The organism is Streptosporangium sp. CA-115845 (assembly GCF_050943795.1).
GTDB lineage: Bacteria > Actinomycetota > Actinomycetes > Streptosporangiales > Streptosporangiaceae > Streptosporangium.
The window spans coordinates 9,011,648-9,032,647 of record NZ_CP191988.1; the positions used below are offsets into that span (position 1 = coordinate 9,011,648).

Consider the following 21,000-nt stretch of genomic DNA (forward strand, 5'->3'; position numbering starts at 1 on the left):
GGCTCGGCCTAAGCCGCAGAGCTGATGCGCTCGGGACGGCTGCGCTCGGTCAAGGGCCGTACCCGGCTCATCCCAGCATCCGCCATCCGCGAGTACATCGCGCTCCTGGAGCAGGAGGCTGTCTGATGACCGAACGTCGTAGCCGTGGGGACGGCGGGCTGCACTGGGACGAGACACGGCAACGCTGGATCGCTTCGGTGACGGTCGGCTACACCCCGGCGGGCAAGCGGATCGTGAAGAAGGCCAGCGGCAGAACCAAGACCGCGGCCATGAAGAAACTCAAGGAGATCATCCGCGACTACGAAGACGGGCTCCTCGTTTCCTCGACCGGCTACACCGTCGCCGACGCCGTATGAAACCGGCCGGAGTTCGGGCTCAGCGGCCGAGGGTCCGCGACGGTGGACAAGTGCTCGATCCTCGCGAACAAGCACATCATCCCTGGCCTGGGCGCGCGGAAGCTCGTCGACCTCACCGCGGACGACGTTGACCGATGGCTGGCCGACAAGGCGAAGGAACTGAGCACGCGGACCCTCCGCGAACTACGCTCGATCCTCGTCCGGACCATCTCCCGCGCCCAGGCCCGCGACAAGGTGAAGCGGAACGTCGCACTGCTCTGCGAGATCCCCAGGGGAAAGGAAGGACGTCCGTCCAAGTCACTCACCCTCGACCAGGCGGAAGCCGTGCTCAAAGCGTCCGAGGGGACGGCGCTGCACGCCTACATCGTGCTCTCGCTGCTGCTCGGGGCCCGTACGGAGGAACTGCGGGCGCTCACCTGGTCACACGTCGACCTCGACGGCACCCCGCCGTCCATCATGGTCTGGCGGTCGGTGCGGGAGGGCGGCGACACCAAGACCCGCAAATCCCGGCGCACACTGGCCATACCGAGGCGCTGTGCTGACGCGCTCAAGCTCCACCGCGAGCGTCAGGAGGTGGCCAAGCGGGCGGCCGGTGACGACTGGCAGGACAACGGCCTCGTGTTCGCGTCCAAAGTCGGCACGGAGCTCGACGCGCACAACGTCCGGCGCTCGTTCCGGGCCGTGCTCAAGAAGGCCGGCCTGAACGAGAGGGAGTGGACACCCCGGGAGATGCGGCACAGCTTCGTCTCACTGCTGTCGGACTCCGGAGTACCCCTGGAGAACATCTCCCGCCTGGTCGGCCACCGCAACACCTCGGTCACCGAGACCGTCTACCGCAAGCAGCTCCGCCCGATGCTCCTGGAAGGAGCTGAAGCAATGGACCGCCTCTTTGAGAACCGCCCGGAACAGTAATGGTCGGTCTAAGCGGGGACAAAACATCGCTACTGCTCAGAATCTGAGCGTAATCCCCTCAGGGGCTGGTAGCCACAGATCTTCCGAGGCCGGACGATTATGAAGGAAGTGCTCCTTCAATGCGGATTGATTAGTGTTTAGTGTGATCTACCACATGTAAGGCGTCATGACTCGAAAAGCGAACGTAACGGCTCGCTTTCTCGGCTGTCGGTGATCGGATGGCTCCGCCCGGCCACCCCGAGATGTGACGCCGACCGGAAAGGACGATATACGGTGCCTGATACGGGTCAGCGGGACACGGGTGATCCCAAGGCACTCGGCCACGACACGACCGAGCCACACGCGAGTGCTTCCCCCGACCTCGGTCAGGCTGTCCCGACCGCCCGCCAACGCCTTGGGTGGATCGCCGCGGTGACGGCCTGCGTGGCGCTCGGCACGCTCGTCGTGTCCATTGCACTCTTCGCGATCTTCTGGCCTTCCACAGGACTGTTCGGCTATGACGATGTCGTCAACTTGGATGACACCATCGAGGCGGTGGCGGTCGGGCAGATCAACGGCCGACCGATCGCCGTCACCGACGACTATGACGGCACCATGCAGGTGTGGGACCTGACCACGTACAAACCCATCGGCGAGCCGATGACCGGCCACACCGAAGCCGTCCAGGCAATGGCGATCAGCGAGGTCGACGGCCGACCGATCGCCGTCACCGGCGGCTACGACAACACCGTACGGGTGTGGGACCTGACCACACGCAAACCCATCGGCAAACCGATGACCGGTCACACCGCCATCATCCATGCGGTGGCGGTCGGGCAGATGAAAGGTCAGCCGGTCGCCGTCACCGGCGGCTACGACAACACCGTGCGAGTGTGGGACCTGACCACGTACAAACCCATCGGCAAACCGATGGCCGGCCACACCGAAGCCATCCACGCGGTGGCGATCAGCGAGGTCGACGGCCGACCGATCGCCGTCACCGGCGGCTACGACAACACCGTACGGGTGTGGGACCTGACCACACGCAAACCCATCGGCAAACCGATGACCGGCCACACCGACCTCATCCATGCGGTGGCGGTCGGGCAGATGAAAGGTCAGCCGGTCGCCGTCACCGGCGGCCGAGACAACACCGTGCGCGTGTGGGACCTGACCACACGCGAACCCGTCGGCGAGCCGATGGCCGAGCACGCCAAGGATGACTTCACTCACACGGTCTGGGCGGTGGCGGTCGGACACGTGAACGGCCGACCGGTCGCCGTCACCAGCGACGACGGGCGAGTCTGGGATCTGACCACGCGCGTACCCAGCGGCGCGTTGACGACCGGCCGCATAGAGGCCGTTCATGCGGTAGCGGTCGGGCAGGTCAACGGCCGACCGATCGCCCTCACCGGCGGCTATGACAAGATCGTGCGGGTGTGGGACCTGACCACGCATGAACTCCTCGGCGAACTGGCGAACCAGGAATCGACCCCATCGACCCCGTAGCCGCGGTCGGCCAGGTGAACGATCAACCAATCGCCGTCACCGGTGACGGCATTGTGCGGAGGTGGGACTTGAGTTCCTACACCTGACGAGGCGGCCTGCCACACAGCTGAGCCAAAAACCTGACTCCGTTCGCTGCCTGGGCGGCGCCTCCCCAACCCATAGTCACTCAGTTGGTCACCCAGCAACGCAGAAGGCCACCCCCGATCTCTCGGAAGTGGCCTCTGACCTGGTGGGGCGTTCACGAGTAGAGCTGACCTGGGACGGAACCGGAGCCCACAAGATCGCTTCCCGAAATGAAGGTGATCGTTTCCCAGACGCTACCGCGGTCACGGCTGAGCTCACACAGAAGATCCGGGAGGCTATCTTGAGGACTGCCCGGAAGTATTCTTAACAGTAGTGCTGCGCCCTTGCCGTGAACTCGGCAGTGGAAAGCAGCACATCGACTTCATCAGGATGTTGCTCATCTTGGTCCTGAAGGAGTATGCGTTCCATCGTCAGTTTCTTCTTGAACGCGGATGTGAACGTGACGTGGAGCGTTCCCTCATCTGTCTTGGCGTTGTACGCGCGGGTAAAGTACTTGCGGCCTTGCTGGAAGTTCAATTTGCCCTCAACTACAGACAGAAAAGGCGCAGAGTGCCGCTGGGCGGTCCGGAGATCCGCTCCGGACCGCCCAGCGGTTCGTATGACGTGTGCCATCAGGTCATTCGACGCCCAGTGCCTTCTTCACACGGAGAGCGACTTCATCGACGCTTCTCATCGCCTGCCACTCGCCTTCCAGGTCTTCCTGTCCGCCCAGGAGCTTCGGGCCGTTGTCGAAGACCATCCCCTGTGGGTCGGGGGCCGCCAAAACGGCACCGCTCGGCAGGCCATTCTCGGCCCCTTCGATCCGAAAGGCCATTCGCCGGTCCGAGAAGAGGAAGAGCATTACTTTTGTGCCGGCGGGTATGGCCTTTCGAAAATCATCCAGGGACTTGCGGGGCTTTCCGTTGTGATATAGACCACCTTGGTCCAGGTCGACGTAGACGCGGCCGTCACTAACGATTCCCTTATCCTTTATGCTTGAGTCGACGCGCACGTGCATGACCACGCGCTTCTCCGGATATGGGTCACCTTCGATGGCATATATGTCTCGTCCCTGTTCGAACCCCTCGACACTTCCGGCGACGATGGCCTCATGATCCCTGGATTTAACTAGCTCCTCGGGCGAACTCTTGTGATCGTAATCAAAAAGCGCCGTTCGAAGCACCGACGTGTCTATGTCGGACGCTGCTCTGGTTGTCTGTCCAATGATCTCAGCTGAAGTTCGTGAAGATTGCTGAGTGCCGCAGCCGGAGATCATGGTAATGGAGAGGGTAAGAGCTATCACGAGACGGAAGCTCGTCGAATTCAAGTAATACTCCATGGGCATCGTCAATTGCTAGAACCATGCATTGATATGGTCTATGTGATGATAGTTATAGGTTCGCGTCCACAGTTCTCCATCTGCCCAGAGGCCGTCTCGCATGCAGTCATGGCCCTCCACGGGGGTCAACGCCGGGTCGTAGTGCGCCAGGCCAACGGTATGCCCCAGTTCGTGGCAGGAAGTTTTAGTGTACTGATTTTCCGCACGCAAATACGCGGCCCCGTCGATTCTTTCCTTGTCGACCAGGGCCCCGGCGTTCCCGGGTTCTGATGCGGTATGGCGACGTTGAGCATTTGGCCAGGTGAAAGACGAAAGAGCGCGACTTCTGCTGATCTTTCAGGTCTCAAATCCGAAGATCGCCGCAGGAGTCGCGCTCGTGTCCCCATCTTCCCTGACCAGCTCTCCTTGCGCCGCTGCTCTTGACCAGCTCACCGACCTGGCATTGTGGGAAGCCGAACTGACGGCTGATCCGGTCGTGGTGGAATCGGCGTTGATGCGCCGGTTGGCGGCCGTACCCGAGCGGCGCTCGACCTGCGGGCTGCGGCACCGGCTGGTGGTCATCTTGACATTGACGGCGTGCGCCACGCTCGTGGTCGGCGGCGACAGCGTCCGGCGATCCGGCAGTGGGCCGCCCGGACCTCGCAAGCGGTGCCGGAGCGGCTGGGTGCCTACCGCGATCCGTTCACCGGCCTGTTCGTCGTGCCCAGTGAGCGGACTTTCCGTCGGGTCCCGGCCGACCTGGACGCCGACGCGCTGGACACCGCGATCAGCGGTTATGTGGCCGACGTGCTACGTCAGGCGGCTCCGGTACCGCAGATCCCCGACACCCCCGGACCTGTCGAGCGCGAGCAACGCCGCGTGACGCAGCGGCGGCTCACCCATCCCGCCCCCGACGGGCTGCTGCCCGGCGCGGCCCTCGACGGCAAGGCCTGTCGCGGCGCCCGGACCGAGCAGGGCGGGCGGGTCTTCCTGATCGGGGTGATCAGTCATGAGCACGGCGTGATCCTGGGCCAAGGCCAGGTCGCCGACAAACGCGGAGAGGGACCCGCCGCCCGTGCCCTGCTGACCCGGCTGGACGCGGCCGGGATGGTGCTGACCTTGGACGCGCTGCACACCACCAAGGCCACCGCCCGCCTGATCACCCAGCAGCTGGACGCCCACCACATCCTCATTTTGAAGGGTAACCAGCCGCTGGCCCGTGCCGCCGCCCAAGCCCTGCTGACCGGCCCGGACTCCGGCTGGCGCGCGACCACCGCCATTGATGACGATCACGGGCACGACCGCACCGAACGCCGCACCATCCGCACCGCCGAAGCAGACGACACCCTGTTTCCCGGCGCCCGCCAAGCCTTCCGGCTCCGCCGCGATATCGGCGATCTGGACGGTGTCTGGACCAGCAAGGAGATCGTGTACGGCATCACCAGCCTGCCCGCCGAAGCGGCCGGGCCCGCTCATCTCAACCATTACGAGCGGGCGCATTGGACAGTGGAAAACCGTCTCCATTGGGTCAGGGACGTTACCTTCCGGGAGGACAACTCCCAGGTCAGGACGGGAACCGCGCCCAGAGCGCTCGCCGGCTTCAGAAACCTGACGATCAGCACCGCCCGGCTGGCCGGCCGCGCCAACATCGCCCACGCCCGCCGCGACCTCCTCAACCACGATGACGCCTTCGCCGTCTATGCCATCTGATCAATCCGACGAACCGAGACATAGCGAATTAACGCCGGGACCCTGCGCCTTGGACGAGCTCACCGCGGTCGCGCTGCTGCGCGGCCGCGGCAGGTGAGTACGGCGAAGCCACGCGCCTGGCCGCCGCGCACCACCCGAGCCCAAGCCATCCGACCCCGACCTCCCACCAAGCAGACGGCACAGATCCCCGACGCCGTCGCCGGCCACTACACCCGCCTGCTGGACAACTCCGGCATCATGACGTTGATCGACAACGAGCTCGGCCCACGCCCCGGACCGGCGGGAATGCCGATCCGGGCGGTGCTCGTCTGCCTGATGGTCTCGATCCACCACAGCGGCAAAGCCACCCTGGCCGAAGCCTGGCGGCTGGCCGCCTTCGGTCTGTCCCCGACTTCCCGCGAGCATCTGGGACTGGACACCGACCGGCCATCTGCCGACGATCCGCACGCCTGCCTGGCCGACAACCGGCGTTTCTACCGCGCCTTCGACCGGCTCACCAGCCTCCTCGATCCGGCCCGGCACGACCGCCGCACCCGCCTGCCCCAGCACCAGGCCGACCCGCTCGCCACCGCCTGGCAAGACGACGATCCCAGCCACACCCGCCAGCGGAACCTGCTGCAAGACATCGTCACCGCACTCGTGCTCACCCCGGTCCGCTGGAGCAAAGGCCGCAGCCACCTGGCAGGATTCCGCGGCGACGTCGGCATCGACACCACCGCCACCCCGGTCTTCGCCCGCCCACCCCGAACTCGCCGCTCCACCGGCGAACTGATCGCCTCCACCGAAATCACCGCGGGCTGGCACCACTCCGCCGGGGCCGGCCCAGCCGAGTACGGCTACAGCGCCACTCTCACCGTCGCCGCCCGCACCCGCTCGGTTCTCGGTTCCTTCCCGCAACTGGCGCTCGGCCTGGTCCTGGACACACCAGGCAAACGCATCGGCACCAACGCCATCACCACCTTGAAACCCCTGGCCGCGCTCGGCTTCCCCACCGCCTTCGCCGTCGTCGACCGCGCCTACGCCGACCAGCAACCCGCCCACTTCGCCCAACCCGCACGCGAACTCGGCTACCGACTCGCCCTCGACTACAAAGTCGATCAGCGGGGAGTGCAGGGCAGTGCCCACGGCGCCCTGCTCATCGACGGCACCCTGGCCTGCCCGCTGATGCCCGACCGGCTCGCCCAGGCGACCACCGGCCTGGACGACACCGCCATCCGCACACCATCGCAGGAACTCACCGCGCTCATCAACGCGCGAGGGCCGTACTTGCTGCGTCTCAAACAAAGCGCGAACGCAGACGGAGCCATCCGCTTCCAGTGCCCGGCAGCAGGCACTTCCCCGTCGGTCACCTGCCCCCGCTTCGACCGCCTCCACCAGCGCGAGCCCAGCCGGCCCACCGCAGTCGACTTGACCGACGCCCGGCAGCGAGCCGCCCATCCTGCGGCCAAACCCCGCGTCCTGCCCCCGACCCCCGACCATAAGGCCGGTGAACTGCCGAAGATCTGCCACCAGCACACCATCACCCTGCACCCCGGCGACCTCGGCCACCTCGACAAGTTCCGCCAGGACCTGCCCTACCTCAGCCCCTCCTGGCGGGGACGTACTCCACTGCCAGGGCCATGACGGAAGGGCTGAACGGCCGCCTCAAGGGCCACGACCTCGACCTTGGTGATCCGAAGAACCGGCTCGCCCACGGCCGCGTCGCCCAGACCATCCTGATCGCGCTGCTCGTCGCGGTCGCCAACGACCACTTCCTCGACCAGTGGCGCCACACCCACCAGCCCCCAGACGAACCCGACGCACCCGCTGACGACCTCGAAACTCCAGCAGAGCCCGTCGACCGCACGCCACTCATGGGCCGGAGCAGGCCACCACCCGCCCCATGAGCCGCAAACCAGATAACCGTGACGCAGCACCCAGCCCGGCGTCGGCTTCGCCATGCCCAGCGACGCGAACTCGGACCTCCACCAGCGGCCTGACACCACCCGGGCCTCTCCAGGCACCAGCTCCACAGGTCCCAAACCAGGGCGAACCCAATTCGGAAACCCCTGAAACGACAAGATCCCGCCTGATCGCGATGATCAGACGGGATCCCGTCAACCTCAATCCAGCCGTTTCAAGAACGGCCCTTGGTGGAGATGAGGGGATTCGAACCCCTGACCCCTTCGATGCGAACGAAGTGCGCTACCGGACTGCGCTACATCCCCAAGACGTGGACTAGATTAGCAAACTTCCGGGGGCACTCGCGCCATCCAGAGCCACCGTCACTGCCACCGTCAGTCGCCGACCGCGCGGCGGGGTGTCTCGGCGTACTGATCGAAGAGTTCGTCGCGGAGCGCGGTCAGGTCGATGACCTCGGCCACCGGGCGCTGGGCCTCCAGCAGGGCGGCACGACGGCGGGCGCGTCTGGCACGTTCCGCGCGGGCCTTGGCGGCCGCTCTCCGCTGCTCGGCGTCGATCTGCACGGTGACCCGGAGAATGGCCAGATAGGCCACCAGAAGCACCACGGAGGGCGCTACGCCCCACCATGGGATGACCTGGACCGCGGCCGTCACCACGGAGGCGAGCAGGAGCAGCACGCACCAGAAGGTCAGCCGCCTGCGCTTGGCCACCTGCCTCCCCCTGCGGCGGAGCTCGGCGCGACGGCGCTCGGCCGCGACCCTCCGCGGGTTGGGCCGGCGGGCGGGCGGGGTCTCGGGGGCGGTCTGGGCACCCGCCGAGGTCTCCCGGCCGGCGGGCGGCGACGCGTCGTCGCCCGCCGGGAACTCCGACATGGTCCCGGTGGCGGAAAGGACTCCCGAGGAGGACTCGGCCGGGGACTCCGGGGAGGATCCGTGCGGTGGCTCGACCAGGGTCTCGGCGGAATCCTCGTCGTAGGCGTACGACTCGGGGTCCTTGGTCGTCTCGACGAGGGTGTTGCGGTCGCGGCGCAACCACATGGGCACGAGCACGCACAGCCACATGATGACAATGGCCAAATACAGGACAACGCTGCTCACGGCCACCTCCGGGCAGCATGAAGACGCGGGTGGTCTCCCGGCGCCTTCGATGTGCTCATGTCACGCACCGTAAGACCGCGTGTCACTATTTGACGAGCATTCGATGCGGTGTGTCGTGAGATCTTCAAACCTCTTCGTGCGGAGTGCCGCCGTGGGCGGCCGCCTCACGGGCCCGCCGCCACCGCACAAGCAACCCTCTCGGCGCGTCTTCGACCGTGAGCGCGTAACAGATGTGGTCACGCCAGGCACCATCGATGTGCAAATGCCTACGTCTGATGCCCTCTTCCCTGAACCCAAGTTTTTCAACCACTCTGCGGCTCGCATGATTTTCCGGCCGGATATTGGCCTCGACCCGGTGCAGCCCCGTGGTGAAGAAGCAGTGATCGACCGCCATGGCGACCGCGGTGGGGATGATCCCGCGACCGGCCAGCGCGCCGTCCACCCAGTAACCGATCTGTGCCGACCTGGCGGAGCCCCAGACGATGGCGCCCACGGTGAGCTGCCCGGCGAAGGCGCCCTCATAGGTGACTACCCACGGTAGTGCGAGGCCCTGCCGGGCCTCCCTGCGGAGGGTTCCGGCCATCGAGATGTAGGGACCGAGGCCGGTCTTGAAGAGGGGGGTTTCAGGATTGCTCGGCTCCCAGGGACGGAGCCAGTTCGCGTTGCGCAGCCGCGACTCCCGCCAGACGCGTACGTCCCGCAGCCGCAGCGGTCGAAGTCCTACCGGACCTTCCGTCAGGGTCACCGGCCAGCCACGAAGTCGATCCACGCCCTCCATCATCCCCCCAACACCGGTCACCGTGCCATGGGAGCCGGGGCGGGCCCGCGCGAAGGTACGGGTCAGCGAGGATGGTCTCCCCCGCGGATCTGGTCCACGGCATGCCGGAGCACCGGCGCCAGCACGGCCATGCCGTCGCGCACCCCTCCGGAGGAACCTGGCAGGTTGACGATCAGCGTGCCACCCGCCTGCCCGGCGAGCCCGCGCGACAGGATCGAGGTGGGTACCTTCTCCCGGTTGACCTGGCGGATCGCCTCGGCGATGCCGGGGACCTCCCGGTCGATCACCCGCCGGGTCATCTCCGGGGTGAGGTCGGCCGGGGTCAGCCCGGTGCCGCCGGTGGTGACGATCACGTCGTACCCCTCGGCCACCCCGGAGCGCAGCGCCGCCTCGACCGGCTCGCCGTCGGGAACCACCCTCGGGCCGTCCACCTCGCACCCGGTCTCGGCGAGCAGCCCGGCCAGCAGCTTCCCGGACGTGTCCTGGTACGTCCCGGCGGCGGCCCGGTTGGACGCGGTGATCACCAGGGCTCTCATGAGGTTCCCCTGGTCCAGACGCCCGTCTTGCCGCCGGTCTTCTCCTCGACCCGGACATCGGTGATCACGGCGGCCGGGTCGACCGCCTTGACCATGTCGATCAGAGCGAGCGCGGCGACCGAGACCGCGGTCAGCGCCTCCATCTCGACACCGGTACGGTCGGCGGTCTTGACCCGTACCGTGATCTCCACGCCGTCGTCGACCACGGCCAGCTCGACCTTGACCCCGTGCAGCGCGATGGGGTGGCAGAGCGGGATCAGGTCCGGGGTCCGCTTGGCACCCATGATCCCGGCGATCCGCGCGGTGCCGATCGCGTCGCCCTTGGGGACCTCCCCCGACCGCAGCAGCGCCACGGCCTCGGCCGAGAGCAGCACCCTGCCGGTGGCGGTCGCCGTACGGACGGAGACCTCCTTGGCCGAGACGTCCACCATGCGCGCCGCGCCGGTCTCGTCGATGTGCGTGAATCCAGTCACAGTGGGATGACCTCCACACTCGCGCCCTCGGGAAGCTCGACGACGTCCTCGGGGACCACGATCAGGGCGTTGGCCGAGGCCAGCGCGGCGAGCTGGTGAGAGCCCTGCCTGCGCACCGGGTCGACGGTGCCCTCGGGGCCGAGCACGCCGCGCAGGTAGGAGCGCTTGCCCTCGGGCGAGCGGAGCGGCCCGGTGGTGACCGCCCGCACGGTCGCCGTGGGCTCGGCGGCCAGACCGCCCATCTTCCGCAGCGCGGGCCGGACGAACACCATGAACGACACGAACGACGACACCGGGTTGCCCGGCAACGCGAAGATCGGGATGTGGTCCTCGCCGACCACACCGAAACCCTGGGGCATGCCCGGCTGCATGGCGACCCGCTCGAAGCGGACCGTGCCGAGCGGCCCGAGGGCCTCCTTGACCGGCTCGTACGCCCCCATCGAGACACCGCCGCTGGTGATCACCAGGTCGGCCCGCAGGAGCTGCGCGTCGAGCTGGTCGAGAAACCGCGCGGCGTCGTCGACGACGATCCCCGCCCGGTAGCCCTCGCCACCCGCCTCGCGGACCGCGGCGATCAGAGCGAAGCTGTTGGACTCCCAGATCTGGCCGTCGCCCAGGGGCAGGCCGGGCTCGACCAGCTCGGCCCCGGTGGATATCACCACCACCCTCGGACGGGGCCGCACCAGCACCCGGCGGCGGCCCACCCCGGCCAGCACTCCGAGCTGCGCGGGCCCGATCGGGGTGCCCGCGGGCAGCACGACGTCACCGGCGCGCACGTCCTCTCCCGACCTGCGAATGGCGTTCCCCGGCGGCGCGGAGCGGTTGATCACCACCTGCGCGGTACCGCCGTCGGTCCACTCGACCGGGATCACCGCGTCGGCCCCGGCGGGCAGCGGGGCCCCCGTCATGATCCGCATGACCATGCCGGGGCCGATGGCCTGCATCCGGCCGTCGCCGGCCGCGATGTCGTCGATCACCGGGAGCGTCACCGGGGCGTCGGCGACGTCCTCGGCCCGCACGGCGTAGCCGTCCATCGCGGAGTTGTCGAAGGGCGGCAGCGGAACCGGGGCCGTGACCTCCTCGGCCAGCGTGGTGCCCAGCGCCTGCTCCAGCTCCACCTCCAGCGGAGCGAGGACCCGGACCGTGCGCAGGATGTCGGAAAGGTGGTCGTCGACCGATCTCATGGAGCTCATCGCGCGGCCAGGAACTCCTTGAGCCAGGGCAGGAACTCCGGTGCCAGGTCGGGGCGGTCGGCGGCGAACTGCACCACCGTACGGAGGTAGTCGAGCTTGTTGCCGGTGTCGTAGCGGCGGCCTCGGAACAGCACTCCGTGCACCGGGCCGCCCTGGTCGCTGCCACGCCCGGCGAGGGTACGCAGGGCGTCGGTGAGCTGGATCTCGTTGCCGCGCCCCGGCGGGGTGTTCTCCAGGACCTCGAAGACGGCCGGGTCGATCACGTACCGGCCGATGACCGCCCAGTTGGACGGGGCCTCCTCCGCGGGGGGCTTCTCCACCAGGTCGGTCACCCTGACCACGTCGTCCTCGTCGGTGGGCACGATGGCGGCGCAGCCGTACAGGGAGACCTGCTCCCTGGGGACCTCCATCAGCGCGACGACGCTGCCGCCGTACACGCCGCGTACCTCGATCATGCGCTTGAGGAGCTCGTCGCGGTAGTCGATGAGGTCGTCACCGAGCAGGCACGCGAAGGGGTTGTCGCCCACGTGCTGCTTGGCGCAGAGGACCGCGTGGCCGAGGCCGCGCGGCCTGCCCTGCCGTACGTAGTGGATGGTGGCCAGGTCCGCGGGTTCGCGTACCTGGGAGAGGCGCTCGTCGTCGCCCTTGGCCTCCAGGGCCTCCTCAAGCTCGATCGCCCGATCGAAGTGATCCTCGATGGAACGCTTGTTCTTCCCGGTGACCATGAGGACGTCGAGCAGTCCGGCGGAGACCGCCTCCTCGACGACATACTGGATCGCGGGCTTGTCGACGATCGGCAACATCTCCTTGGGGGTCGCCTTGGTCGCCGGAAGAAAACGGGTGCCCAGACCCGCCGCGGGAACAACGGCTTTCGTCACAGCATCGAAGTCGGCCATAACCGAAACCATAGTGGAGGGACCTGTGGACAAGCTGAGGCTGCGTGCCACTATCGAGGCGGCGCGGGCCGCGATCCCCGATGAGCGGCGCCATGCGGCCTCCGTCCAGATCAGGGAATCCCTGCTGGACCGGCCCTGGGTCCAGATGGCCGGGCTCGTCGCCTGCTACTGGTCGGCCGGGACGGAGCCGGCCACCCACGGGCTGGTCTTCGCCCTGTGGAAGCACGGCGCGACCGTGATCCTGCCGGTGCTCCGCGACGACAACGATCTCGACTGGGCGGTGTACGACGGTCCCGACACCCTGGCCCCCGGCCGCTTCGGGATCATGGAACCGGTCGACACCCGCCGCGGCGTCGACGCGATCAGGACCGCGGCACTGGTGATCGTGCCCGCGCTGGCGGTGGACAGGTCCACCGGCCTGCGGCTCGGGCGGGGCGGCGGCTCCTACGACCGGGCACTGGCCAGGGTCGGCCCGAACGTGCCGACCGTGGCCCTGCTGCACGAGGGCGAGTTGCTCGACGACGTGCCCGCCGAGCCGCACGACATGGCGGTCCGCTACGCGGCGATGCCCGAGGGGATCTTCAGGACGGGTGCCACGGGCAGCTGAGCGTCCGATCGCCCAAAAGCACGAGACCGGCCCGGAGATCTCCACAGTCGGCACGCGAGCACCCGATCGCCCCAGGAAACCCCCGACACCAACGCCCCGGGCACCCGACCGGCCCGGAGATCTCCACGACCGGCGCCGGGAACATGTGTCCGACCACGGTGAGTCACCGGAGTCGGCATCGTGAACACACAATCACCGCCTGTCCCGGGCCGCTGTGCACCCGGACCGTGACCCGCTGTGCGTGTGGGGCGTGCGTGACGCCCGTTTCGAATGCGACACAATGGTCCCCACAGACAGAGAGGGGACCAGATGGGGCTGGACGTCTGGCTGCTTCTCGGTGCCGGAGTCGTCATCGCGGCCGTCGTCGCCGTACGTGTCGCCCACTGGAGCGGACTGCCCAGCCTTCTGATCTTCCTGGGCTTCGGAGTGCTCCTCGGTGAGTCCGGGCTCGGGCTGCAGTTCGAGAACCCGGAGCTCGCCCAGCAGATAGGCCTGATCGCGCTGGCGATCATCCTGGCCGAGGGTGGCCTGACCACCACCTGGAGCTACGTCAAGGGAGCCATTCCCACCGCCCTGGTGCTCGCCACCGTCGGCGTGGGGGTGAGCATCGCGGCCGTCGCGATCTCGGTGCACCTGTTCCTCGGCCTGGACTGGCGGACCGCGCTGCTGCTCGGCGCGATCCTCGCCTCCACCGACGCCGCCGCCGTCTTCTCCGTGCTGCGCCGCCTGCCCCTGCCACCGCGCCTCGCGGGCATCCTGGAGGCCGAGTCGGGTTTCAACGACGCGCCCACGGTGATCGCGGTGATGCTGCTGAGCACCGCCACCTCGCCCAGCCTCGGGGTCGCGCTGTTCGACGTGCTCTTCGAGCTGGTGGTGGGCGCGGCCGTTGGCCTGGCGATCGCCCCGCTCGGCATCTACGCGCTGCGCCGCATCGCGCTCCCCGTCTCCGGCCTGTATCCCATCGCGGTGCTGGCCCTCGCGTTCGTCGCCTACGCGGGAGCCGTGTTGCTGCACGGCAGCGGCTTCCTGGCGATCTATCTCGCGACGCTGGTCATGGGCAACTCCCGGATGCCGCACCGGGCGTCCTCGCGAGGTTTCGCCGAGGGCGTGGCCTGGCTGGCCCAGATCGGCCTGTTCGTCATGCTCGGGGTGCTGGTCAGCCCTTCGGAGATGCCGGCCGCGGTCGTACCCGGCCTGGTCGCCGGGCTGATCCTGGTCGCGGTGGCCCGCCCTCTGTCGATCATGGTTTCCGCCTTCCTGACCCGGCTGACGGGCATCGCCAGGCTCAGCTGGCGGGAACAGGCGTTCCTGTCGTGGGCCGGGTTGCGCGGTGCGGTGCCCATCGTGCTCGCGACCATCCCCTGGGCCGCCACCTCCATCGAGAACGGCACGGCCAAGCTCGTGTTCAACGAGGTCTTCGTGATCGTCGTCGTCTACACGCTGCTGCAGGGGCCGACCCTGCCGTTCGTGGCGAAACTCCTCGGGCTGTCCACCCCCGACGAGGCCCGCGACCTGGAGGTCGAGTCGGCGCCGCTGGAGGAACTCAACGCCGACCTGCTCCAGGTCAAGGTGCCGCCGACGTCCAAGCTGCAGGGCGTGGAGATCTTCGAGCTGCGACTGCCCCGCGACGCCCAGGTGACGCTGATCGTCAGGGAGGGCCGGACGTTCGTCCCCACCGACTCCACCAGGATCAGGGTCGAGGACCAGCTCCTGATCGTGACGACGGCCGCCTGCCGGGACACCGTCGAGCGCCGGATGCGGGCGATCAGCCGCAAGGGCAAGCTCGCGGGCTGGTACGGCGAGCGTGGCGTCTGATCGAGATCTCCCTTTGGAATGCGAAGACGCCAACTCGCGTTTAAGCTTGTCGGCTGCGTACCATTAGCAGTCGCGCCACTAGAGTGCCAATCGGCGCGGACCACATGAGGAGGAGCGCGTGCCCACCTACCAGTACGCCTGCAGTGCCTGTAACCACCAGTTCGAAATCGTCCAGAAGTTCTCCGACGACGCTCTCACCGAGTGCCCGAGCTGCGCGGGTGACCTGCGCAAGGTGTTCTCCGCGGTCGGCATCGTCTTCAAGGGTTCGGGCTTCTACCGGACCGACAGCCGGTCGTCCTCGTCCAGCACGGTGAGCTCCTCGAACGGCTCGTCGGACTCGTCGAAGTCGTCCGAGTCGTCGAGCTCCTCGACCTCGTCGGAGTCGAAGTCGGACTCGAAGTCCGAGTCGAAGTCCGACTCCAAGCCGGCGAAGGTGGCGAGCAGCCCGGCCCCCGCGGCGTCCTAGGTTCCAGGCCCCGATGCCCGAGGTGCGCGGTTATCCACAGGCCGTCACCCGGGCTCCTCAGGGACCCGGCCGTGGCGCTAATCTCGGCGCCATGGGCACTCGCGCGGACATCGGAGTCATCGGCGGCTCGGGCTTCTACTCGTTGCTCGACGACGCCACAGAGGTCGAGATCACCACACCGTACGGGCCACCGAGTGACGTCGTCACCGTCGGCCGCATCGGATCGCGCTCGGTCGCCTTCGTGCCCCGCCACGGCCGCGACCATCGTTTCCCCCCGCATCTCATCCCCTACCGGGCGAACCTGTGGGCACTGCGCTCCCTCGGCGTGCGCCAGGTGCTGGCCCCCAGCGCGGTCGGCTCGCTGCGCCCCGAGATCGGCCCCGGCGCCCTGGTCGTCCCCGACCAGCTCGTCGACCGCACCGCCGGCCGCACGCAGACCTACTACGACGAGGGCGGCGTCGTCCATGTCGCCTTCGCCGATCCCTACTGTCCCTCGGGCCGCGAGGCGGCGGTCTCCAGCGCGCGTTCCGCCGACTGGGAGGTGTCCGACGGCGGCACCCTCGTGGTCATCCAGGGCCCGCGCTTCTCGACCCGCGCGGAGTCGCGCTGGTTCAGCGGCAACGGCTGGTCGATCGTCGGCATGACCGGCTTCCCCGAGGCCATCCTCGCCCGCGAGCTGGCCCTCTGCTACACCTCGATCTCCCTGGTCACCGACCACGACGCCGGGGTCGAGGCGGGTGAGGGGGTCACCCACGAGGAGGTCCTCGCCTTCTTCGCCACCAACGTCACCCGGATGCGCTCCCTGATCTCCGAGATCGTCACCGCCCTCCCCGAAGACCGCACCTGCCCCTGCCCCACCACCCTCGACGGCCTGAAGCTCCCCTTCGACCTCCCCGACTGAGCCCACCTCCTGAGACATCGCCGGGCGATCACCGATTCCATGGGATCGCCGGCAGTCGTCCCCGTCCCGCCATCCGGCGGGGCGTTCCGTCACGGGCACCGCGCCGCCCGGCTCCCATCCATGGAGTCAGTCATGCGCGCCCTGCGCCGCCTTCTCGTCCGCCGTCACCGCCTACTCGCCGCCCTCGTCGCCGCCCTGGCGATGGGATGCGCCCTGCTGGCCCTGCGCCCGGACACCGCCTCGGTGATCGTCCTGACCGCCGCCAGGGATCTCCCCGGCGGCGCGCTGAAGGGGACCGACCTGACACCCGCGGCCCTGAGGCCCGACACCGTCCCCGACGGCGCGCTGAGACCCGGCACGCCGTTCGCCGGAAAGATCCTGGCCGGTCCCGCGCGGCGCGGGGAGCCGCTGACCGACGTCCGCCTGCTCGGCCCCGGCCTGCTGACCGCCCACGGCCCCGGAACGGTCGCCACCCCGGTCCGCGTCGCCGACCCCGAGACCGCGCGCCTGCTCTCGCCGGGTGACGTGGTGGACGTGCTCGCCGCCGCCACCTCGACGTGGGACGGCACCGCCCCCGCGACGACCGTGGCCGAGGACGTCACGGTCCTGGCCACCCCGGACGAGGAGTCGGAACGAGGCGCCCTCGTCGTACTGGCCACCACCTCGGCCCAGGCGACCGAACTGGCCTCCGCCCAGGCAGGCGGACGGCTCTCCATCACGATCGGCGCTCGCGCTAGGTGATTCCCAGGAGTGTGCTTTTAACCCCAGGGCTGGAACGGATTGGTCATCGGGTGCTCCCGCCTGACGGACGCGAGCGGGCCATGAGCACGCCCGCTCGCGTCACGTACCGTACGGGCATCTTGTCTGCGTTGAAGACGGCACGGCGGCCTGGACCGGGGAAGGGACGTGGCCGCCGTGCCTGCTCAGAAGTGGCCGATGCTGGCCGAGGTGGAGGTGAGTGCCCAGCGGTGCAGGAGCGCGGTCGTCTCGGCCTCGCGCATCTGCGCCTTGAGCCCCTCGACGCTGCGGTCGCAGAGGAGCAGCGGTTCGGGGGTGGGCCAGGTGGCGATGGCGTGGAAGAGACGACTGCCGGTGCCGTAGAGCACGGCCCAGCCGGGCCAGGTGATCTCCAGCATGGCGGCCTCGGCGCGGGCTTCGTGGTCCCAGGTGTAGTGCGGCACGGGAGGGGCGGCCTGGCCGCCGCGGTGGCGTCCACGCGGGCGGGCGGGCCGTCGCCGGATCATGAGATCACCCGCCCGGTGGCCTGCTCCTGCGTTTCCCCGGCGGGGGTCTCCGTGACGGCAGCCGCCTGGGCATTGGCCTCCTTGGCGATGGCCTCCTGCCGGTCGGTCTCGGCCCGGAGCGTGTCGAGGGTGTCGGCGTCGATGGTCCGTTCGGCTCCGGCGTGGAACGCGGCCAGGGAGAAGGGTTCCTCCCTGCTGGCCCACAGCCGCCCGGCGTCACTGAGGATCAGCCGCCAACCGGGGATGGTCGACTCTGGGGTGCTGGAACTAACATCGTCCACTGATTGGACCTCCATCCGATCAAGGGCCCGTCCGGACGTTGGTAGCGGAGGACGGGCCCGCTTCATGGGGCAGGGCAGGACATGGAGGGGTACGCCGTACGGGCCGGGCGGCCGGTACGAAGACGAGGTGACCGCTACGCGACGCAGAGCGCAGGCGGTCGTTCGCCCGGGACGGGGCACGCAGCGATACCTGCCCCCGGGCTGGGGCGGTCTGGTACGAGCGGACCTGACCAGGGGCACCGGGCGACGGCGGCAGGGCACCCGCCGGGGCGGCGATACCGGTACTGCGGACTTGGCGGCCGGGGCCTGCTCGGCAGACCGCTGAGCGGGTACCAGCGGGATCACCTCCGCCGGGGCCGCGAGAGCGGGCGACTCGAAGCAGGGCAAGGAGCGGTTCCCGGTGCAGCGAGCCTCCAGTCGCGTGGCCATCAGAGCGCCGGAGGGCTGCGCGTATTCATGATCGACGGACCGGTCTGGGCAGCCGTGCGCGTAGGGCGCGTGCCCGCAGGCGGCACACCCCATCGGCATCGGCGGCTCGTCGACGAAACAACCGCAACTGCTGGCCGCCTGTCGGTCGAGAACCGGAGCACTAGGGTTGGTCACGGTTCAGGAGGACCTTCCTGATCAAGGACCCGTCCGGTCGTGGCAGCGCCGGGCGGGTCTCGTGTCGCTGGGCACGAACGAGCATGGCACCAGGCTCTACCCTGGTGCACCACAGTGGAGCAGGGTAGAGCCTGAGCGGGTTAAGTAGGGCAAAGTGCAGCCCTCTACGGTACGAATCATGGAGTGGGACGAAGATCGCACGATCTGGGAGCAGCTTTACAGCGCCCTTCGTACGCGCATAGTAAGTGGCGAATATCGGGAAAGATCCGTCATCCCCAGCCTTACCCAGTTGGAACAGGAGTTCGGCGTTGCCAGGACCACGATCCAGAAGGTCTTGCGCCTCCTGAAAGACGACTTCCTGATCCGTACCATCCCCGGCAAGGGAACGTACGTACGCCCTCAGAGCGAATGGCGACATAACGCACATAACCCGGAAGGATGAAGCGACAGGGAGCATCAGTCATCCTCCAGTCATCACGTAATTCTTATGTCGCAGGCATCATCTCTCCAGGTGACGGCGGAGCGCTAGGATTTCCAGAGAATTTCAGAAACTTCTATTCTTCATGGAAGACTGGATCATGATGGCTGGCTCGGGTCCGACAGTACGGCAGCGCCGACTGGCGTCAGAGTTGCGTCGGCTTCGTGAGTTCAAAGGGTTCACCGGAGAGCAGGCGGCGCGACGAGTCGGGTGGCAGCCATCCAAGATCAGTCGTATCGAGCACTGCACATCCCGGGTGAAGGCTGCCGACTTGATCACCCTGCTGGACGCTTACGGGGTGTCAGGGAAGGTGCGCCAGAGTCTGATCACCTTGCAGGCGTCAGTCCGTGAGCACGGATGGTGGGACGCCTACGACGACCTGCCGTCCGACTATGCGGGCTACATCGGTTTGGAGTCCGATGCTGCCGTGATCAGGTGTTACAGCATGCAGCTCGTGCACGGACTGCTCCAGACCGAGGGCTACGCACGCGCTGTCATCGAGGCGACGATGATGTCCCAGGAACCGGCTGAGAAGATCGATCGGCGCGTCGAAGTGCGAATGACTCGCCAGGCCACGTTGAGCAAGCCCGAGCCCCTGAACATCCATTCGATCATCGACGAGGCCGCACTCCGCCGCATAATGGGCGATCCCGGCGTGATGAGTAAGCAATGCGCCCACTTGCTTGCCCAGGCCCAGCAACCACACGTGACAATTCAGGTCCTGCCACACGATACCGGGGCACATCCTGCCGTTGTTGGCCCCTTTGCAATCTTGGGCCTCCCCGGCACCCATCCGGACGTCGTTTATATCGAGACGCTGGCGAGTAGCATCTACATCGAGGCAGATACCGAGGTGTACCGATATAACCTGGTTTTCGACCACCTATGCGCGATGGCACTTAATCCCGATGATTCCCTCGTCTTTCTCCGCGCCATTGCCGCCGCAACCTGAACGTACAGAGGATGCCAAGATGCCGGACCTGACACCTACTCCCGCGTGGCGCAAATCCACCCTTAGCGACGGCGGCAACGGCTGCGTCGAGGTGGCCACCAACCTGCCGGACATCGTCGCCGTCCGCGACAGCAAGGACCCGTCAGGCCCCGTACTGACCTTCTCCCCGGCAACCTGGAACGACTTCCTCATGGGCATCCGTACGGGAGAAATCTGAGACCGCCGCAGGATCTCCTCGTCCGGCGGCGCCGGATGAGGGCGAGCACGGTCGGTAGGCCATGAGGTAGGCGCCTGCGGCTCGATGCGGCCGAACCGGCCACGACCCAGCTCATCAGGGCGTCGACGGTGAGCAGCCGACCCGTCGAGGTCTACATAGGTAAGGCATGCCGACAACGGATATGGGCGCCAACATGATCGATTTTGAGCCTGGCCGACCTAAGTGGGAGCAGGTCGCAGAGACGTTTGAGCAGCGCATCCACAGCGGTGAGTGGCCACCCGGACACAAGGTCCCAAGCATCGTGGCGATCATGGGCGACTATGCCGTCGGGAACAACACCGCTCGTCACGTCCTCCGCTACCTGCGCGATCTGGGCCTCGTCAAGCTCGTTCCCAGCCTTGGAACCTTCGTGTTGCCACCCGAGCATGCATCGCGTCGTACATCCCGAAGTCGTCGCAGTTGACGATGAACACCCGGGCGTCGGGAGGGAAGCCCAGCAGTTCGCTCGACTGCACCAAGGGGGCGGCGGGCTCGAAGGTATATCCATTCATGCCCGAAATGTGAACCGCCGACAAGAGGTCGCGCACGGGAATTACGCGCCTCAGAAGGTCTCCGCGCCACTCCGCCGCCCGGAGCCTCGGTCCTACTGGCCATCAATCTTCGGTGACAGCGGTCAGACCTCGCTCGAACGGTTCGTCCGGCAGCGGCTTGAGC

At 67.6% G+C, this 21,000-nt stretch carries 26 protein-coding genes, 1 tRNA gene and 1 pseudogene; 15 read left to right on the forward strand and 13 right to left on the reverse strand.

Translation table 11 applies throughout. The features are described from left to right. Positions 1-125 precede the first annotated feature (125 nt). The 3 genes from ACQP0P_RS42735 to ACQP0P_RS42745 all read left to right on the forward strand — a co-directional run bounded on the left by ACQP0P_RS42735 (position 126) and on the right by ACQP0P_RS42745 (position 2,756). Positions 126-356 (forward strand): hypothetical protein, encoded by a 231-nt coding sequence (locus ACQP0P_RS42735; RefSeq protein WP_433367398.1) that lies wholly within the window; start codon positions 126-128, stop codon positions 354-356. 42 nt (positions 357-398) lie between these two features. Beyond that, complete coding sequence (locus ACQP0P_RS42740) at positions 399-1,268, forward strand: site-specific integrase (RefSeq protein WP_433367400.1); 870 nt, start codon at positions 399-401, stop codon at positions 1,266-1,268. 411 nt (positions 1,269-1,679) lie between these two features. After that, positions 1,680-2,756 (forward strand): WD40 repeat domain-containing protein, encoded by a 1,077-nt coding sequence (locus ACQP0P_RS42745; RefSeq protein WP_433367403.1) that lies wholly within the window; start codon positions 1,680-1,682, stop codon positions 2,754-2,756. A gap of 387 nt (positions 2,757-3,143) precedes the next feature. Here the strand turns inward: ACQP0P_RS42745 and ACQP0P_RS42750 are convergent, their stop codons facing one another. Continuing rightward, positions 3,144-3,356, reverse strand: coding sequence for a hypothetical protein (locus ACQP0P_RS42750; protein WP_433367406.1), 213 nt, complete (start codon positions 3,354-3,356; stop codon positions 3,144-3,146). A gap of 100 nt (positions 3,357-3,456) precedes the next feature. Continuing rightward, positions 3,457-4,164: a hypothetical protein gene (locus ACQP0P_RS42755; RefSeq protein ID WP_433367409.1), complete on the reverse strand. Its 708-nt coding sequence runs from the start codon at positions 4,162-4,164 to the stop codon at positions 3,457-3,459. A gap of 570 nt (positions 4,165-4,734) precedes the next feature. On the opposite strand from ACQP0P_RS42755, the gene ACQP0P_RS42760 reads away from it, so the two are divergent. The 3 genes from ACQP0P_RS42760 (at position 4,735) to ACQP0P_RS42770 (ending at position 7,733) form a co-directional block, all read left to right on the forward strand. Next, positions 4,735-5,847 (forward strand): ISAs1 family transposase, encoded by a 1,113-nt coding sequence (locus ACQP0P_RS42760; RefSeq protein WP_433367411.1) that lies wholly within the window; start codon positions 4,735-4,737, stop codon positions 5,845-5,847. A gap of 93 nt (positions 5,848-5,940) precedes the next feature. Beyond that, positions 5,941-7,470, forward strand: coding sequence for a hypothetical protein (locus ACQP0P_RS42765; protein ID WP_433367414.1), 1,530 nt, complete (start codon positions 5,941-5,943; stop codon positions 7,468-7,470). After that, positions 7,467-7,733, forward strand: a complete 267-nt coding sequence (locus tag ACQP0P_RS42770) for a hypothetical protein (RefSeq protein WP_433367417.1) — start codon at positions 7,467-7,469, stop codon at positions 7,731-7,733. The genes ACQP0P_RS42765 and ACQP0P_RS42770 overlap by 4 nt, the downstream gene beginning before the upstream one ends. A 244-nt stretch (positions 7,734-7,977) precedes the next feature. On the opposite strand, the gene ACQP0P_RS42775 is transcribed toward ACQP0P_RS42770, so the two are convergent. The 7 genes from ACQP0P_RS42775 to galU all read right to left on the reverse strand — a co-directional run bounded on the left by ACQP0P_RS42775 (position 7,978) and on the right by galU (position 12,722). Further along, a tRNA-Ala gene (locus ACQP0P_RS42775) sits at positions 7,978-8,054 on the reverse strand. Between the two features lie 69 nt (positions 8,055-8,123). Further along, complete coding sequence (gene sepX / locus ACQP0P_RS42780) at positions 8,124-8,846, reverse strand: divisome protein SepX/GlpR (protein WP_433367420.1); 723 nt, start codon at positions 8,844-8,846, stop codon at positions 8,124-8,126. Positions 8,847-8,970: 124 nt separating this feature from the next. Continuing rightward, a complete protein-coding gene (locus ACQP0P_RS42785) occupies positions 8,971-9,624 on the reverse strand; it encodes a GNAT family N-acetyltransferase (RefSeq protein WP_399532428.1) in 654 nt (217 codons plus the stop codon). Between the two features lie 62 nt (positions 9,625-9,686). Beyond that, on the reverse strand, positions 9,687-10,160 hold the full coding sequence (locus tag ACQP0P_RS42790) for a MogA/MoaB family molybdenum cofactor biosynthesis protein (protein ID WP_433367423.1): 474 nt from the start codon (positions 10,158-10,160) through the stop codon (positions 9,687-9,689). Next, positions 10,157-10,591: a cyclic pyranopterin monophosphate synthase MoaC gene (gene moaC, locus ACQP0P_RS42795; protein ID WP_433382396.1), complete on the reverse strand. Its 435-nt coding sequence runs from the start codon at positions 10,589-10,591 to the stop codon at positions 10,157-10,159. The genes ACQP0P_RS42790 and moaC overlap by 4 nt, the downstream gene beginning before the upstream one ends. 38 nt (positions 10,592-10,629) lie before the next feature. Further along, positions 10,630-11,817: a molybdotransferase-like divisome protein Glp gene (gene glp / locus ACQP0P_RS42800; protein WP_433382399.1), complete on the reverse strand. Its 1,188-nt coding sequence runs from the start codon at positions 11,815-11,817 to the stop codon at positions 10,630-10,632. A gap of 5 nt (positions 11,818-11,822) precedes the next feature. Then, entirely contained in the window at positions 11,823-12,722 is a 900-nt protein-coding gene (gene galU, locus ACQP0P_RS42805; RefSeq protein WP_433367426.1) for a UTP--glucose-1-phosphate uridylyltransferase GalU, read from the reverse strand. A gap of 25 nt (positions 12,723-12,747) precedes the next feature. Between galU and ACQP0P_RS42810 the strand changes: the two genes are divergently transcribed. The 3 genes and pseudogenes from ACQP0P_RS42810 to ACQP0P_RS42820 all read left to right on the forward strand — a co-directional run. Then, the gene (locus ACQP0P_RS42810) at positions 12,748-13,329 is read left to right on the forward strand and encodes a 5-formyltetrahydrofolate cyclo-ligase (protein ID WP_433367428.1); all 582 of its coding nucleotides are present in this window, start codon (positions 12,748-12,750) and stop codon (positions 13,327-13,329) included. 309 nt (positions 13,330-13,638) lie between these two features. Further along, positions 13,639-15,144, forward strand: a complete 1,506-nt coding sequence (locus tag ACQP0P_RS42815) for a potassium/proton antiporter (RefSeq protein WP_433367431.1) — start codon at positions 13,639-13,641, stop codon at positions 15,142-15,144. Positions 15,145-15,262: 118 nt separating this feature from the next. Beyond that, positions 15,263-15,355, forward strand: a pseudogene (locus ACQP0P_RS42820) (FmdB family zinc ribbon protein); the annotation flags it as partial. Between the two features lie 62 nt (positions 15,356-15,417). On the opposite strand, the gene ACQP0P_RS42825 reads toward ACQP0P_RS42820, so the two are convergent. Continuing rightward, positions 15,418-15,567 (reverse strand): hypothetical protein, encoded by a 150-nt coding sequence (locus ACQP0P_RS42825; RefSeq protein WP_433382499.1) that lies wholly within the window; start codon positions 15,565-15,567, stop codon positions 15,418-15,420. A 134-nt stretch (positions 15,568-15,701) separates the two neighbouring features. Between ACQP0P_RS42825 and ACQP0P_RS42830 the strand changes: the two genes are divergently transcribed. After that, entirely contained in the window at positions 15,702-16,511 is an 810-nt protein-coding gene (locus ACQP0P_RS42830) for an S-methyl-5'-thioadenosine phosphorylase (RefSeq protein ID WP_433367434.1), read from the forward strand. Positions 16,512-16,643: 132 nt separating this feature from the next. Next, entirely contained in the window at positions 16,644-17,252 is a 609-nt protein-coding gene (locus ACQP0P_RS42835; protein ID WP_433367437.1) for an RcpC/CpaB family pilus assembly protein, read from the forward strand. Positions 17,253-17,434: 182 nt separating this feature from the next. On the opposite strand, the gene ACQP0P_RS42840 is transcribed toward ACQP0P_RS42835, so the two are convergent. After that, positions 17,435-17,755 (reverse strand): hypothetical protein, encoded by a 321-nt coding sequence (locus ACQP0P_RS42840; protein WP_433367439.1) that lies wholly within the window; start codon positions 17,753-17,755, stop codon positions 17,435-17,437. Beyond that, positions 17,752-18,036 carry a hypothetical protein gene (locus ACQP0P_RS42845; RefSeq protein ID WP_433367442.1) on the reverse strand — a complete coding sequence of 95 codons (285 nt, stop codon included), beginning with the start codon at positions 18,034-18,036 and terminating at the stop codon, positions 17,752-17,754. Before ACQP0P_RS42845 ends, ACQP0P_RS42840 begins: the two co-directional genes overlap by 4 nt. Positions 18,037-18,817: 781 nt before the next feature. Between ACQP0P_RS42845 and ACQP0P_RS42850 the strand changes: the two genes are divergently transcribed. The 4 genes from ACQP0P_RS42850 to ACQP0P_RS42865 all read left to right on the forward strand — a co-directional run bounded on the left by ACQP0P_RS42850 (position 18,818) and on the right by ACQP0P_RS42865 (position 20,749). After that, entirely contained in the window at positions 18,818-19,081 is a 264-nt protein-coding gene (locus ACQP0P_RS42850) for a winged helix-turn-helix domain-containing protein (RefSeq protein ID WP_364156129.1), read from the forward strand. A 121-nt stretch (positions 19,082-19,202) separates the two neighbouring features. Next, positions 19,203-20,069, forward strand: a complete 867-nt coding sequence (locus tag ACQP0P_RS42855) for a helix-turn-helix domain-containing protein (protein WP_433367446.1) — start codon at positions 19,203-19,205, stop codon at positions 20,067-20,069. A gap of 19 nt (positions 20,070-20,088) precedes the next feature. Continuing rightward, positions 20,089-20,286, forward strand: coding sequence for a DUF397 domain-containing protein (locus ACQP0P_RS42860; protein WP_433367449.1), 198 nt, complete (start codon positions 20,089-20,091; stop codon positions 20,284-20,286). A gap of 193 nt (positions 20,287-20,479) precedes the next feature. Then, the gene (locus ACQP0P_RS42865; protein WP_433382402.1) at positions 20,480-20,749 is read left to right on the forward strand and encodes a winged helix-turn-helix domain-containing protein; all 270 of its coding nucleotides are present in this window, start codon (positions 20,480-20,482) and stop codon (positions 20,747-20,749) included. Here ACQP0P_RS42865 and ACQP0P_RS42870 read toward each other — a convergent pair. Then, positions 20,667-20,837, reverse strand: a complete 171-nt coding sequence (locus ACQP0P_RS42870) for a hypothetical protein (RefSeq protein ID WP_433382502.1) — start codon at positions 20,835-20,837, stop codon at positions 20,667-20,669. The two genes, ACQP0P_RS42865 and ACQP0P_RS42870, sit on opposite strands and share 83 nt — an antisense overlap. Positions 20,838-21,000 lie beyond the last annotated feature (163 nt).